The 13,748-nt window shown below is 63.2% G+C and carries 12 protein-coding genes; 2 read left to right on the top strand and 10 right to left on the bottom strand.

The window, feature by feature from the left end; translation table 11 throughout:
- Window positions 1–25: 25 nt before the first annotated feature.
- The 4 genes from GA829_RS28470 to GA829_RS28455 all read right to left on the bottom strand — a co-directional run bounded on the left by GA829_RS28470 (window position 26) and on the right by GA829_RS28455 (window position 4,955).
- Window positions 26–826, bottom strand: a complete 801-nt coding sequence (locus tag GA829_RS28470) for a hypothetical protein (protein WP_195175884.1) — start codon at window positions 824–826, stop codon at window positions 26–28.
- A 12-nt stretch (window positions 827–838) separates the two neighbouring features.
- Complete coding sequence (locus tag GA829_RS28465) at window positions 839–2,821, bottom strand: ABC transporter permease (RefSeq protein WP_195175883.1); 1,983 nt, start codon at window positions 2,819–2,821, stop codon at window positions 839–841.
- Window positions 2,818–3,903, bottom strand: coding sequence for a quaternary amine ABC transporter ATP-binding protein (locus GA829_RS28460; RefSeq protein ID WP_195175882.1), 1,086 nt, complete (start codon window positions 3,901–3,903; stop codon window positions 2,818–2,820). The genes GA829_RS28465 and GA829_RS28460 overlap by 4 nt, the downstream gene beginning before the upstream one ends.
- A gap of 77 nt (window positions 3,904–3,980) precedes the next feature.
- On the bottom strand, window positions 3,981–4,955 hold the full coding sequence (locus GA829_RS28455) for an ABC transporter substrate-binding protein (RefSeq protein ID WP_195175881.1): 975 nt from the start codon (window positions 4,953–4,955) through the stop codon (window positions 3,981–3,983).
- Here GA829_RS28455 and GA829_RS28450 point away from each other — a divergent pair.
- Complete coding sequence (locus tag GA829_RS28450; RefSeq protein ID WP_195175880.1) at window positions 4,954–5,205, top strand: hypothetical protein; 252 nt, start codon at window positions 4,954–4,956, stop codon at window positions 5,203–5,205. The genes GA829_RS28455 and GA829_RS28450 overlap by 2 nt on opposite strands.
- 167 nt (window positions 5,206–5,372) lie before the next feature.
- Here the strand turns inward: GA829_RS28450 and GA829_RS28445 are convergent, their stop codons facing one another.
- The 3 genes from GA829_RS28445 to GA829_RS28435 form a co-directional block, all read right to left on the bottom strand.
- Window positions 5,373–6,137 (bottom strand): SDR family oxidoreductase, encoded by a 765-nt coding sequence (locus GA829_RS28445; RefSeq protein WP_195175879.1) that lies wholly within the window; start codon window positions 6,135–6,137, stop codon window positions 5,373–5,375.
- A gap of 78 nt (window positions 6,138–6,215) precedes the next feature.
- A complete protein-coding gene (locus GA829_RS28440) occupies window positions 6,216–7,013 on the bottom strand; it encodes a DUF427 domain-containing protein (RefSeq protein WP_374940436.1) in 798 nt (265 codons plus the stop codon).
- An 83-nt stretch (window positions 7,014–7,096) separates the two neighbouring features.
- On the bottom strand, window positions 7,097–8,752 hold the full coding sequence (locus GA829_RS28435) for an ABC transporter substrate-binding protein (RefSeq protein WP_195175878.1): 1,656 nt from the start codon (window positions 8,750–8,752) through the stop codon (window positions 7,097–7,099).
- A gap of 113 nt (window positions 8,753–8,865) precedes the next feature.
- Between GA829_RS28435 and GA829_RS28430 the strand changes: the two genes are divergently transcribed.
- Window positions 8,866–9,768, top strand: coding sequence for a LysR family transcriptional regulator (locus GA829_RS28430; RefSeq protein ID WP_195175877.1), 903 nt, complete (start codon window positions 8,866–8,868; stop codon window positions 9,766–9,768).
- Window positions 9,769–9,782: 14 nt separating this feature from the next.
- On the opposite strand, the gene GA829_RS28425 is transcribed toward GA829_RS28430, so the two are convergent.
- From GA829_RS28425 to GA829_RS28415, 3 genes are read right to left on the bottom strand one after another with little or no spacing between them, the layout of a single operon-like run.
- A complete protein-coding gene (locus GA829_RS28425) occupies window positions 9,783–11,846 on the bottom strand; it encodes a dipeptide ABC transporter ATP-binding protein (RefSeq protein WP_195175876.1) in 2,064 nt (687 codons plus the stop codon).
- Window positions 11,839–12,723, bottom strand: coding sequence for an ABC transporter permease (locus GA829_RS28420; RefSeq protein WP_195175875.1), 885 nt, complete (start codon window positions 12,721–12,723; stop codon window positions 11,839–11,841). The genes GA829_RS28425 and GA829_RS28420 overlap by 8 nt, the downstream gene beginning before the upstream one ends.
- Window positions 12,720–13,610, bottom strand: coding sequence for an ABC transporter permease (locus GA829_RS28415; protein ID WP_258052369.1), 891 nt, complete (start codon window positions 13,608–13,610; stop codon window positions 12,720–12,722). Before GA829_RS28415 ends, GA829_RS28420 begins: the two co-directional genes overlap by 4 nt.
- Window positions 13,611–13,748 lie beyond the last annotated feature (138 nt).

Below are 13,748 nucleotides of genomic sequence, written 5' to 3'. Positions count from 1 at the left end.
TGTCCCAGCTAAAGGCTGCTGCTTTTCAATCCAGCGGATACTCGGGCGCGGCGTCGGTCTCCGTCACCTTGACCGAGAGGACATCGCAGTCGTTGGCCCAGTCCGGGCCATCGCCGCGCATCGCCATCATATCGGCCATCAAAAGGAACTGCATGGTTCTGAGCGCCCAGTCGACTGGCTCATCGGGCCACGCGAAAACGCCGCTCGCATCGCCGCCGAACTTCACGTCGTGGCAGACGAAACCAACCTCCACCTTCCAGGATCGCAGCGTCACGCCTGGCGGCGGGTAGGGCGGATCGGGAAGCTCGAAGTAGCCTGAGACGAGCATTTTTGTCGCCACGGCCGGCGTGATGCCCTTGCTGACAAAGATGGCGGTGGCGTCGGTACCGAAGCGGTCGAGCAGGCCTTGCCTTGACAGTTTGTAGGTCGCGCGGAAGAAGCCGCCGCACCAGACGGATTCGTCATTGTCGTTGGACAGGAGCAGGCCGGCGCGGAAGCGGCGCAATCTGGGGGCCAGCGCCTGCCAGTTGCGTTCGGCAGGTGCTGCCGGCGTCGCGACGAACAGGTCGAGCAGATCGCTGCCGCGCACCGGGCTGTTCAGCACGGTGCAGTCCTCGCCATGGATCGACCAGAATTGCCTTAGCTCCGCCGCCGTGATGCCCGGCTTGCGCAACTCTTCCACCGAGCCGCGAACCCGGGCGATGGCATAGGCAGTTGCGTCTTCGAGCGTGCCAAAACCGGAAATCTGATGCTCGCCATCCGGCTTGCCGGTTCTGGCCATATCGAAAACCAGCACCGTGAATGGCGGCTCACCCGGATCAGACATTTGCCCCCAGCACTATCCAAGCTTCGCCCGGGCCTTCGCCGTCCAGGCATTGAACAACCGGTCCGCCACGATGCCGATGAAGGCGATGGCCAGGCCGGCGACGATGCCCCGGCCGGAATCGGCTTTCGACAACGCGATGAACACTTCCTGGCCGAGATCGCGGGTGCCGACCATGGCGCAGATGATGATCATTGCCAAGGCCATCAGGATGGTCTGGTTGACGCCCAGCATGATCTCCGGCAGCGCCAGCGGCAGTTGCACTCGGAAAAACGTCTGGCGCGGCGTGCAGCCTGAGACCTTTGCCGCCTCGATCAGCGCTGGCGGCACCTGCCTTATGCCGTGATTGGTGTAGCGGATGGCTGGCACCACGGCGAAGGCGACAGTCGCGATCATGGCGGTGACGTCGCCGACGCGAAACAGCATCACCACCGGAATGATGAAGCAGAACGAGGGCAATACCTGCAGCGTGTCGATAACAGGCGTGACGATCTTCTCGAAACGGTCGCTGCGTGACGCCATCAACCCGATCGGAATGCCGATAAGGCATGCGAGGAAGGCCGAGATGCCGCAGAGATAGACCGTCGCCATGGTCTTTTCCCAGAGGCCGGTGACCGCGCAGAAGGCGGTCAGCACCGCCACCAAGGCGGCGAGACGCAACCCGGAGAGCTGATAGCCGGCGAGCCCGAGCAGAAACACGGCGCCAAGCCACGGGAAGCCCTCGCAGAAAGCCCGCACCGGGTTCAGCACGTTGAGAATGAGCGCGACGCGGAACGCTTCGATCGTGTCGAAGAAGTTGATCGTTACCCAGTTCACCGCCGCCTTCCACAATGGCGCGGTGGTGAAGGTAATCGCCGTTGGCACAGCCGCGAAAGCCGGGATGAAAAGGCCGAGCAAGGTGGTGACGATGAGGATCGCGATGGCGAGCGTCAGGTACGGGTAGCGCCGCCAGAGATTCGCAGGGATTTCGCCATGGACCTGGCCTTTCGCGTGGTTGCGCGCCATCGCCTGGCTCAGCCGGTCGAGCGCGATGGCCAGCGCCACGATGGCGAGCCCTGCCTCCATGGCTTCTCCAACCTTCAGCGCCCGCAACGCCAGCAGCACGTCATAGCCTAGCCCGCCGGCACCGATCATCGAGGCGATGATCACCATGTTGAGCGCCAGCATGATCACCTGGTTGACGCCGACCATCAGCGTCGGCCGTGCCGATGGCAAAAGCACGCGCCACAGTTTCTGCCGCGCCGTGCAGCCCGCCATTTCGCTGAAATCGTCGATCTCGGAGGGCACCCGCGACAGGCCCAGCATCGTTGCCCGCACCATGGGCGGCGTGGCAAAGATGGCGGTGGCGATCATCGCGGAAACCGGACTGTTGCCGAACAGAAGCAGCATCGGGATGAGGTAGGCAAATGTCGGGATCGTCTGCATGAGATCAAGCGCGGGAGAGACGATCAGCCTTTCGGCCCACGGCTTGCGCCACGCCCAGATGCCGGCGAAGAGCCCGGTGATGATGCAGAACGGCACGGCGATCGAAATCAGCCCGAGCGTCAGCATGGCGCTCGTCCACTGCCCGAACAATGCGATGTAGAGGAAGCAGCCGCCGACCAGCGCGCTGAGCTTGCGGCCGCCGGCCGCGTGTCCGGCCAGGAAAGCCGCCGCGCAGACACCAACCCAGGACAGGCGTGGCAAGACATAAGCCTCGGCGCCATGGCCGATCTTGAAATTCTTGGCCAGCAGGTTGAGCGCGAAGTCGAGCGGCACGCCGAGCACTGCGGTGATCGAGCGGGTCAACCAGGACAGGTTCACCTTGATCCAGGTCATCAGTGCGCTGACCCAGTCAGCGACGGGTACGGTCGCCTCGGCAGGGTAGTTCACGGCCCATGGCATTCTGTCCTGCAGCAGGAACACCGCCAGCACGGCGGCCAGCGCCAGCGCCCAGACCAGCAACCAGGCCTGAGCCGGGCGCGATCTTGCCCCCCCGATACTGGCCGTCACCGTCATGTGCGGGCTCCGGTGCGCTCGATGCCGGCGAGAAGATCGATCACTGCTTGGGGCGTCACTTCGCCAATTGGCTTGCCGGTGCCGTTGACCACGGCGAAGGGTTTGCCGGCGGCAACGATACTGGCCGAGAAGCTCGATATTTTGGCCTCCGGAGTAACCGTGCCGCCATGCTCCGAACCGTCGCAGGCGCGCATCAGGCTGCGGGCCGAGATCACCTTGGCGCGGTCGACATCGCGGGTGAATTCGGCGACATAGTCGGTCGCTGGATTGACCACCAGCTGTTCCGGCGAGCCGATCTGGATGACCTCGCCATCCTTCATGATGGCGATGCGGTCGGCCAGCCGGATCGCCTCGTCGAAATCATGGGTGATGAAGACGATGGTCTTGTGCAGCATGGTCTGCAGCCGCATCAACTCATCCTGCATCTCGCGGCGGATCAGCGGGTCGAGTGCCGAAAACGGTTCATCGAGGAACCAGATCTCCGGCTTGGTGGCGAGGCTGCGCGCGATGCCGACACGCTGCTGCTGGCCGCCCGACAGTTCGCGCGGATAGAAATGTTCGCGGCCACGCAGGCCCACAAGTTCGATCACCTCCCGCGCCCGCTTCTCACGCGTCGGGCGGTCCTGTCCCTGAATGCTGAGCGGAAACGCAATGTTCTCCAGCACGTTGAGATGCGGCAGCAAGGCAAAGTTCTGGAACACCATGCCCATGCGGTGCCGCCTGAGCTCGATCAGCGCCGCATCCGAAATTTTCAGGAGATCCTTGCCCTCGAACTCGACCTTGCCATGCGTCGGCTCGACCAGCCGCGACATGCAGCGCACCAGCGTCGACTTGCCCGACCCCGAAAGCCCCATGATGATGAAGATCTCGCCCTGGCGGATTTCGAGGTCGACAGAGCGCACCGCGCCAACCAGGCCGGCGGCGGCGATATCGGCGGTACTGGCTTTGCCGTCGCGCTCGCGGATGAAAGCTGCCGCGTTCGATCCGAACAGCTTCCAGACATTGCGGCAGGCGAGTTTTATCGGGCGCGCATCCATTGCCATGCCCGCCACGCTTGGCGCTTGTTCAGTCGTATCCGTCATTCAATCGTCCTTCTGGAACGTCAGAACCAGAGACCCGGCTCTTGATGGCCGGGTCTCGCGATTTCCAGTCGGAGCGATTACTGCGCCCAGGCTTTCCAGTCGGCCTCATGCGCGGCGATCCAGGCGGCGGCGACGTCTTCCGGCTTCTTGCCGTCGAGGTCGACCTCGCCGCTCATCTTGTTAAGCTCGTCGGTGTCGATCGTGAAGTTCTTCGCCACCTTGTAGGCGACCGGCCATTTGTCCTTCATGCCGTTCCAGGAGTATTTCCAGATCTCGCCATGCGGCTTGCCGCAGTCATATTTGGCGTCCGGGTTCACGCCCCATTTCGGGTCGTTGTAGCACTCGGGCGTATATTCGGGGAATTGCACCCACTCGCCCTTGTACTTGGCCGGCGCCCAATGCGGCGAGTAAATCCACAGCATGATCGGCGCCTTGCGCTGATAGGCCGAATCCAGTTCGGCGAACATCGCCGCGTCGGTGCCGGCATGGATGACGGTGAAGGGCAGTTTCAGCGCCGCGACGCGCTCGTCGTCGAAGCCTTCCCAGGTTACCGGCCCGCCGAGATAGCGGCCCTTCGGCGCGGTCTCCGCTGTCGAGAAGGCCTCGGCGCATTTCGGGTCCTTCAGTGCTTCCCAATTGGGCAGGCCGGGGCATTTCTCTTTCATGTATTCTGGAAACCACCACTCTTCCTTGGCCTTGGGGCCTAGCTTGCCGAGACGCTCGGTCTGGCCGGTGGCGTCTGAGGCCTTCATGGCTTCGCCGGCGGTGGTGTCCCAGAACTCCATGCCGACATCGAGGTCGCCGTTGGTCAGGCCGGTGGTCAGGCTGGAGAGGTAGTCGGCGGTCGGATATTCGACGGTATAGCCAAGCTTCTCCAGGATGCCGCCGAGGATCTTGGCGTTGAGATTGACGCTGGTCCAGTCGAACAGCGCGATCTTGATCGGGTCGTTGGATTCAGGTGCCGCGGCATGGGCGGATGGCGAGAGCAGGCTTACCGTCGCGAGCGCGAGTGCGCCCGCCGAAAGTCTCGAGATGCGACTGCGAAATGACATGCTTGTTCTCCTTCAAGCTGTGGTGAAATTAGCGTTGGTTCCCTTCTTGCGGCTTTTCTTGATTGTGTTGGAAAGGTTCATCGTTGCGCAAGGCCGTTCTCGCCAGCAGCGCGGCTGGGGCCGGCGCAGGCGAAATAATGCTCAGGTCGAAGAAAATGATGTTGTGCCGAAGGGGCCGCGTCATGGCTGCCGGGAGATTGCTGCCGAAGCAGTCATCCACGGATCGGTTGCCAGCGCTGCGGCGCTCTGAAACTTGCGAGCCATCAAGGTCCCACGATTTCGGCCAACGACCCGGGCAAGCATCTCGCCTGAGCCATTTTCATGAGATGAAATTATATATACCAAGGTTCATCTCGCGCAACGCCTAACGCCACGCTTGCCGCCGAATTTCAGACTGCAGGCGAAGTCCGGCTGACCCTACCAGCAGACGTAGCCACCATCGACGATCAGGTCGAGGCCGGTGACGAAGCTCGATGCGCGGCTGGCAAGGAACACCGTCGGCCCAACCATCTCCTCCGGGGCCGCCATGCGGCCCATGGGCGTGTCGCGTTTGAAGATCTTCACCTCTTCGGCCACCTCCGGCCGCTTGTTCATCGGCGTCAGCGTGTAGCCTGGGCTGACGACATTGACGCGCAGGCCACGGTCGGCCCACTCCATGGCCAGGCTTTTCGACATGTGGATCACGGCGGCTTTCGACGAGTTGTAGTGCGCTTGCGTCAGCCCGCGATTGACGATCGTGCCGGACATCGAGGCGATGTTTATGATCGAACCCTTGCCGCGCGCCAGCATCTTGCGTGCCTCGGCCTGACAGGACAGGAACACGCCGGCAACATTGACCTCGTGCACCCTTTGCCATGTCTCCAGCGACAGCGTCTCGGCGGGCTCCGACCCGGCTATGCCCGCATTGTTGACGGCAATCGTCAGCGCACCGAGTTCGCTCTCGACCCGATCGATCGCGGCTGCAAGATCTGTCTCCGATGTCACCGTGCCGGTCAGCACCAGCGCCTTGCGGCCGAGCGCCGTGATCCGCTGAGCGGTTTCGTCCAGCCCACCCTTTGAGGCGTGGCCGAAACAGGCGACATCGGCGCCTGCCTCGGCCAGTCCGATCGCGACGGCCTGGCCGATGCCACTGCCGGCGCCAGTGACCAGCGCGACATCGCCGTTCAGTTTGAAAAGATCCATGGAATGCCCTCCTTGGCTTAAGAGGGTATCCGCTGCGGTACCCCGACGGCAAGCGTTCCGTGCCCCGGGCGAGGGCGCTCAGAAATAGCCGTCGGATGCGGCCGTGGCTTCCTTGGGGATTTCGACGCCGTCGATCAGGATCTTGTCGACCAGTTCATGGTGGAAGCACACCAAGCCCTTGATGCGCTCAGCTTCGTGGACCGGCTCGGGATAGTACCAGACCATGTTCTCGTGGCGCTTGGTGCCGGTGGTGACATGATAGTAACTGGAGATGCCCTTGTAAGGGCAGCGCGAGATGTAGCGGCTGGGTGAAAACATATCGAGCCGCGTATCCGAGATCGGGAGATAGTGGCGCACCGGATGGCCAGTCTCGAACAGGAACACGCCACGGCGTGAATCCGCCACTTGCTCGCCGTCAAGAATGACCTGCACACGGCGTTGCGATGGCAGGCAGTCGACACGGCGGAATGGGTCACGGGCATGGACGAAAATCTCCTCGTCCTCCTCGTACCAATGGCCCATCTTGCTCCAGAAGAACGACATGTAGTCGCCGATCGGCGGGCAGCCCTTGACCGGATTGGCGTAGCGCCAGGCGGCGTCCTCGACCAGCGTCACGCCGGTGTTGAGCGAATAGTGCGTGGCCACGCCCTTGAACGGGCTCTCCGTCGTCGTCGTGCTCGGCAACAGAAACTCTTCGCGCACATCGCTCATCGGGAAATAATAGACCGGCAGATGGTCGGACTCGTAGAGCACCAGCGCGTTGACCGTGTCGGCGACCGTCATCGAGCCCACCTGCACCCGCAGCCGCTTCAGCGTCGGCATGGTGAAGGCGACATAACCCGGTTCGAAATCATATTGGGTGATGTTGTCGAGCAGCGGAAAATGTGGTCCGCGGCCGCGCAGATGGCGCTTGCGAATGGTGGCCTCCCGTTTCCTGGCCTTGGTGATCTGGTTCACGATCAGCCTATCGATACGCGATCGAGCAGCAGCCCGGCGGCGATTGGCGGCAAGCCGCTCACATTCCTGCGCACCGGCACCAGCAAATCGGGGAAGTAGCTGAAGATCACCGGCGTCTCGTCGAGCAGCAGTTTCTGGATGTCGGACGCGGCCGTACGCTGGGCGCCGATATCGAGCGCCTTCTGATAGCTGGCGACCATGCCGTCATAGGCGGAACTCTTGAAATGCGCGGCGTTCCAAGGGCCGTCGCTGACCAGCGGGCTTTTGAGGAAGACATTCGGCACACTGCGGTGCGCGTAGTCGGTGATGCCGAGCGGGCTGTCTAGCCAGTCCGATTGGCCGAACACCGCCTTGCCGTAATATTTGTCCTGGTCCTCGATGTTGAGCGAGATGCGGGCGCCGATTTCCTTGGCGAAATTCTGAAACAACTGTGCATAGCCGGGAATGTCCGAATAGCGCAGCGTGGTCAGGGTGATGTCGAAGCCGCTGGCAAGGCCGGCAGCCTCCAGCAACTGCTTGGCCTTGGCGATGCCCTGAACGCGCTGCGGCACCGTCTTGTCGGTTGAGGGGAAGGCCGGCGCGAAGGGGCTGTCATTGCCGGCTGCCGCCATGCCGTGGCAAAGACCATCGACCAGCTTGCCGCGATCGATACACAGCGCCAAAGCCTGGCGCACGCGCTTGTCGGTGAACGGGCCGGTGTCGCAACGCATATGCAGCTGGCGGTGCGCGGTCGAGGCGACGCGCAGCACCGTGATGTCGGGGTTGTTGAGCATGACCTGGCTGACATCGAGCGGAATGGCGTCGAGAAGGTCCACTTCGCCCGCCTGCAGCGCGAGGATGCGCGGCTGCACATCGGCGTAGAACTTGAATTCGAGACGGTCGGGCAGGGCCTTCTCGCCCCAATAGTCCGGATTGCGGATGAAGGTTGCGCCGACCTTGGGCGTGTAGCTCTCCAGGCGGAAGGGTCCGGTGCCTTCAAAGGTTTTTTCGTAGTCGCCCTTGTAGCTCGCCGGCAGGATGACGGCGTTGTAATTGTCGATCGACACCGAATAGGGAAAGTTGCCGTTCGGCGCATCGAGATGAAAGGCAACGGTATGGTCGTCGACCTTCCGCGTGCCGCCTTTCGACAGGAGCCCCTTGAATACCGACAATGCATTCGACGCGCCGTTCGTGTCGGCCAGCCGATCGAATGTAGCGACCACATCGTCGGCCTTGAAGTCCTCGCCATTGTGGAATTTGACGCCCTTGCGCAGCTTGAAGGTCCAGACGCTGCCGTCCTCATTGGGCGCCCAACTCTCCGCCAGCACCGGCCGCAGGGTGAGATCCGGCTGGGTGACGCAGAGAAACTCGGCGGTCTGGAAAACCAGCTGATAGCTGCCGCTGTCATAGTAGGTGACGGGATCGATGGCGCCGCCCGGCGTGGCGATGCCGGCGCGAACGGTTCCGCCCGGCGTGCCCTCGGCGCGCGCCTCCTGAACACCAAGGCCGGCTGCCGCGACAAGGCTGCCGAGGAACGGCAGTGACAGGCCGAGCATGCTGCCGTGGCGCAGGAAACCGCGCCGATCGAGCCGGCCTGCCAGCAATTCGTCGACAGCGGAATTTTCGATTTCAGTGAGTTTTCCGCGGACTGTATCGATCATCTTGAAATGCTCTGGCACGGCTGCATTCCTCGCTTGTCTTGGGGTTGCGCATCTAGTTCATTGTTGACCGCAGCCGGAAAGCGATATTTTTTGATAGGAGCCATCGAGAATTTCGATGCAGGAGCCAAGACATGGACACTGAAAACCTGCGCAGTTTTCTGGAGGTCGCCGAGCATGGCAGCTTCACGGTCGCGGCTGGCCGGCTCAACCTGGCTCAGTCCACGATCAGTGCCCGGATCAGGGGGCTCGAGGAGCAGTTGGGCCGCCGCCTTTTCGTGCGCGACCGGGATGGAGTCAGCCTGACGCCTGCTGGCCGGCAGTTCCTGCCACACGCCTCCTCGATCACCCGCACCTGGGAACAATCGCGTCAGGATATCGCTGTTCCCGATGGCTATGAGACGCTGCTGCGGCTCACCGCGCCCGCCTATCTCTGGGACCGCATCACCTCGCCCTGGATCGCCTGGATGCGCGCCGAGCGGCCGAATGTGGCGTTGCGGCTGGAGGGCAGTTTCCCCGACCTGGCGATCGATCAGCTGGCGGAAGGCTTGCTCGACATCTGCATTCTCTATCTGCCGCGACCGCATCCCGGCATCGTCTTTGAGACACTGGCGATCGACCAGGTCATCCTGGTCCAGCACGCGGAGCAAACGCGGCCGTGGAGCGAAAACTACATCCTCATGGATTGGGGACTGGAGTTCCGCATCGAACACGACCGGGCCTTTGCGGCGATGGCGAAGCCGGCGATATCGGCGGGCTTGGTTTTCATCGGCCTGCAGCATGTGCTGTCACAAAAGGCGGCGGCCTATCTGCCGCTCAGCGCGGTGAGTGGCCATATCGCGCGCGGTGAAATGCGCCGCGTCGAGGATGCGCCGGTTTTCCAGCGCCCGATCTATCTTGCCTATCCGAGCAATCCTGCCTCGTCGGACACGTTGGACGTTGCGCTGAAAGGGCTGCGGACCCTGGCAGGGGAGTGGTCCGCGGAGCAGGGCTTCGCGAAAGGCGGCCGCGCCTTCGTGATGGCGGGCGAGATGTAACCGCTATGCTCTCACTATGCCGGTTCGATCTCGACCGCTTTCTGCAGCCTCGCCAGTTCCGCATAAGGAATATGGCAGCGGATTGCGTGACCGGGTTGGGCCTCGGCCAGTGGCGGCTCCTGCTGTTCGCAGATCGCGCCGAGCTTTCGCGGGCAGCGGGTGTTGAACACGCAGCCGCTTGGCGGGTTGACGGCACTGGGAATCTCACCATCCAGGCGAATGCGTGATGTCTCCGTCTGGTCGAGTTTCGGCACGGCCGACAGCAGCGCTTCCGTATAGGGGTGATGCGGGCCGGAAAACACGTCTTCCGATGGCCCCAGTTCCATGATGCGGCCGAGATACAGAACTGCGATCTTGTCCGAGAGATAACGCACGACGGCGAGATCGTGCGAGATGAAGATGTAGCTGACGTCTTCCTTCGACTGCAGGTCCGCGAGCAGGTTGAGGATGGCCGCCTGCACCGACACGTCGAGCGCCGAAGTCGGCTCGTCGCAGACGACAATGCGCGGGTCGCCGGCGAAGGCGCGGGCAATGGCGACGCGCTGCTTCAGCCCGCCGGAGAGCTGGCGTGGCTTGACGGCAAGATGCCGGTCCGTGAGCCGGACCGAACGAACCAGGTCGTTGAGCCGTGCTTCCAGCGCCTTGCCGCTGAGCCCCGCCAGCCGCTTCAGGGCGCGGCCGATCAGATGCCGGATCGAGTGCGAACGGTTGAGTGCCGAGTCCGGGTTCTGAAAGACGATCTGCATCGCCTTGATCTGGTCGGCGGTTCTGTTTTCAAGCCGTGGCGCCAGCGCCTTACCTTCGAGTTCGATGGTGCCGCCCTCATCAGGTGGCACCAGGCCAAGCAGCAGCCGGGCGAAGGTCGTCTTGCCGCTGCCGGACTCTCCGACCAGCCCCAGCGTTTCCCCGGGCCGCAGATCGAGCGTCACATCTTTCACGGCGCGCAATGCATGGCCGTGGCTTGCATAGGTCTTGTTCAGCCCGGCAACGCGCAGCACCGGCTCAGCCGTGGCTTTCGGCGCGGGAGCCGCTGCATCGCTTGGCGTGGCGCGCGGCAGGGACTGCGCCTGTTCGTGGTAGTGACAGCGCGACAGCCGGCTGCCCCCGTGGCGATCGCCAAGCTCGTAGAGCGGCGGCAATTCCGTGCGGCAGCGGTCGTCGGCGAGCGCGCAGCGGTCGGCGAAGGCACAGCCTTTGATCACAGCGCCGATGCCAGGCAGGAAGCCCGGAATGGTGTCGAGGCGGCCCTGGTCCTTGCGTTGTCCGCCGCGCGGCAGGCAGCGCAGCAGCGCGACGGTGTAAGGATGGCGCGGATCGTTGAACACGACATCGGTTGGTCCTTCCTCCACAAGCATGCCGGCATAGAGAACACCGACCCGATCGCACATGTTGGAGACGACGGCCAGGTTGTGGCTGATGAACAGGATCGAGGCCGACAATTCCTGCCGCAGCTGTGCGATCAGGTCGAGCACCTCGGCTTCAACCGTCGCGTCGAGGCCGGTCGTCGGCTCGTCGAGGATCAGCATCGTTGGGTCGTTGGCAAGCGCCATGGCGATGGCGACACGTTGCTGCATGCCGCCCGACAGCTGGTGCGGATAGCGCTGCATGACGCTTGCCGGATCGGAAATGCGCACGCGGTTCAGCATGGCGATGGCGCGGTCGGTGGCTACCTGTCCGGTGATGCCGCCAAGTTCGAATATCTCGGTCAACTGGCGGCCGATGCGGATCGACGGGTTCAGCGCCTTGCCCGGATCCTGGTAGACCATCGAGACGCTTTTTGCCCGCGCCTGCCGCAACGCTTCGGCGTCCAGCTTCATCACATCCCGGCCATCGAGCGAGATCGCCCCGCCTGTGATCGAGCCATTGCGCGGCAGATAGCGGACGACGGAGAGCGCGACGGTGGACTTGCCGCAACCGGACTCGCCGACCAGCCCGTAAGCTTCGCCTTGGCCGATGTTGAGACTGAGATTGCGCAGCACCGCCCGGTTGCGGCCGGCAACGCGGTAGGCCACCGAAAGGTCATGCAGTTCGAGCGCGTTTTCAGCCTTCTCAGTCAGTGCTTGGGCGGGCTCAGTCATTCAACGCCCCCTGGACACCGTCGGCCACCAGATTGACGCCGATCACCAGCGACGCGATGGCGAGTGCATCAAACAGCACCGTCCACCAGAAACCGCCGCCGATCATGCCGTAGTTGCTGGAGATCGAAAGCCCCCAGTCAGGCGAGGGCGGCTGGATGCCGAAGCCCATGAAAGACAGCGTGGCGACGGCGAAGATCGCATAGCCGAGCCGAACCGTCGTCTCCACCAGGATCGGCGGGATGACGTTCGGCAGGATTTCGACGAACATCGTATGCAGCGCACTTTCATGCCGGAGTTGCGCGGCGGCGACATAGTCGAGCTCGCGTTCGGCGAGTACGGCGGCGCGCACGGTGCGCGCAATGATCGGCGCGAAGCTGAAGCCGATGACGATGATGACCGTGGTCTTGGATGTGCCGAGCGCCACGATCGCCAGCAGTGCGACGATGACCACCGGGACCGCCATGAAAGCTTCGAGGATGCGGCTGACGACGTCGTCGACCAGGCCGCGAAAATAACCGGTGAACAGGCCGAGCGTCGTGCCCATCACTGTGGCCAGCAAGGTCGCCAGCGGCGCCACGGTCAGGATGTCGCGTGAACCGACGATGACGCGCGAGAAGACATCGCGGCCGATCTGGTCGGTGCCAAACCAATGTTCGGCGGAAGGCGGCGCCAGCCCGTTGATGATGTCGTCGGCCAGCGGGTCGTAGGGTGCGAAATGTTCACCGAACAGGGCGCAGGCCACCCAGAACAGGACGATCGCAAGACCGGTGAGGAAGGTGCCGGACCGCATCAGGGAGAAGAAAACCTCGGCGGCGGGGCTGCGCCGGCGGGTATCGTCGGCCGGAGGCGGGCTGATCTGTGCTTGAGTTGTGCTCATTGATCTGTCCCCAGCCGGATCCGCGGATTGAGCACGGAATAGAGAAAATCGGCCACCAGCGTCGCCACGGCATAGACGATGCCGATGGTGAGAATTCCGGACTCCAGCATGGGGAAGTCCTTGCCGCGTGCCGCGGTGAAGATCAGCGAACCGATGCCCTGGTAGCGAAACAGGGTCTCGATCACCACGAGGCCGCCAATGAGGTAGCCGGTCTGCGTCGCGATGACGGTGATGGTCGGCAGCAGCGCGTTGCGCAGCACATGCCGCCAGATAACCGTGCGCCACGGCAGGCCCTTGAGCACGGCGGTGCGGGTATAGTCGGAATCCAGTGCCTCGATCATGCCCGAGCGCGCCATGCGCGCGATATAGCCGAACAGCACCAGGAACAGCGGCAGCGAAGGCAGGATCAGGTAATAGATCTGGGTGAAGAAGCCGGCATCCTTCGGCCATGCGGCGGAGATGGGCAGCCAGCGCAGCCAGACGCCAAAGATCAGGATCAGGATGATGCCGGTGACGAATTCCGGCAGCACCGTCACCGAGAGGCCGCCGAGGCTGATGATGCGGTCAAGCGGCCGGTTGAGATTGAGCGCGGCGATAACGCCGCCGAGGATGCCGATCGGCACCACCAGCACGAAGGCGACCAGCGCTAGCTTCATCGAGTTGCCGAGCGCATCCATCACGAAGGGCGCCACCGGCGAGCGGAAGATATAGGACGTACCCATGTCGCCCTGGACGAAATTCGAGATCCAGCTCCAGTACTGGGTCAGCAGCGGGCGATCGACACCGAGCGTGTGGTTGAGCGCATCGACAGCGCGCTGGTCGGCGAACGGTCCCAATATGGCGCGCCCGACATTTCCGGGCAGCACCTGGCCACCCAGAAACACCATGATGCTCAGCAGGAACAGTGTGATCAGCGACAGCGACACGCGCCGGGCAAAGAAGGAGAGAATGGCTAAGACTCCCTATGGAGCCAGCCCCCGTGCGGGAGCTGGCTGTTAGAGGATTGGCTTTCCCTTGAGCATGAT

It is taken from the genome of Mesorhizobium sp. INR15 (assembly GCF_015500075.1).
Classification (GTDB): Bacteria; Pseudomonadota; Alphaproteobacteria; order Rhizobiales; family Rhizobiaceae; genus Mesorhizobium.
The sequence above is the reverse complement of the archived record's forward strand: the minus strand, read 5'-3'. Positions and strand labels throughout refer to the sequence as shown.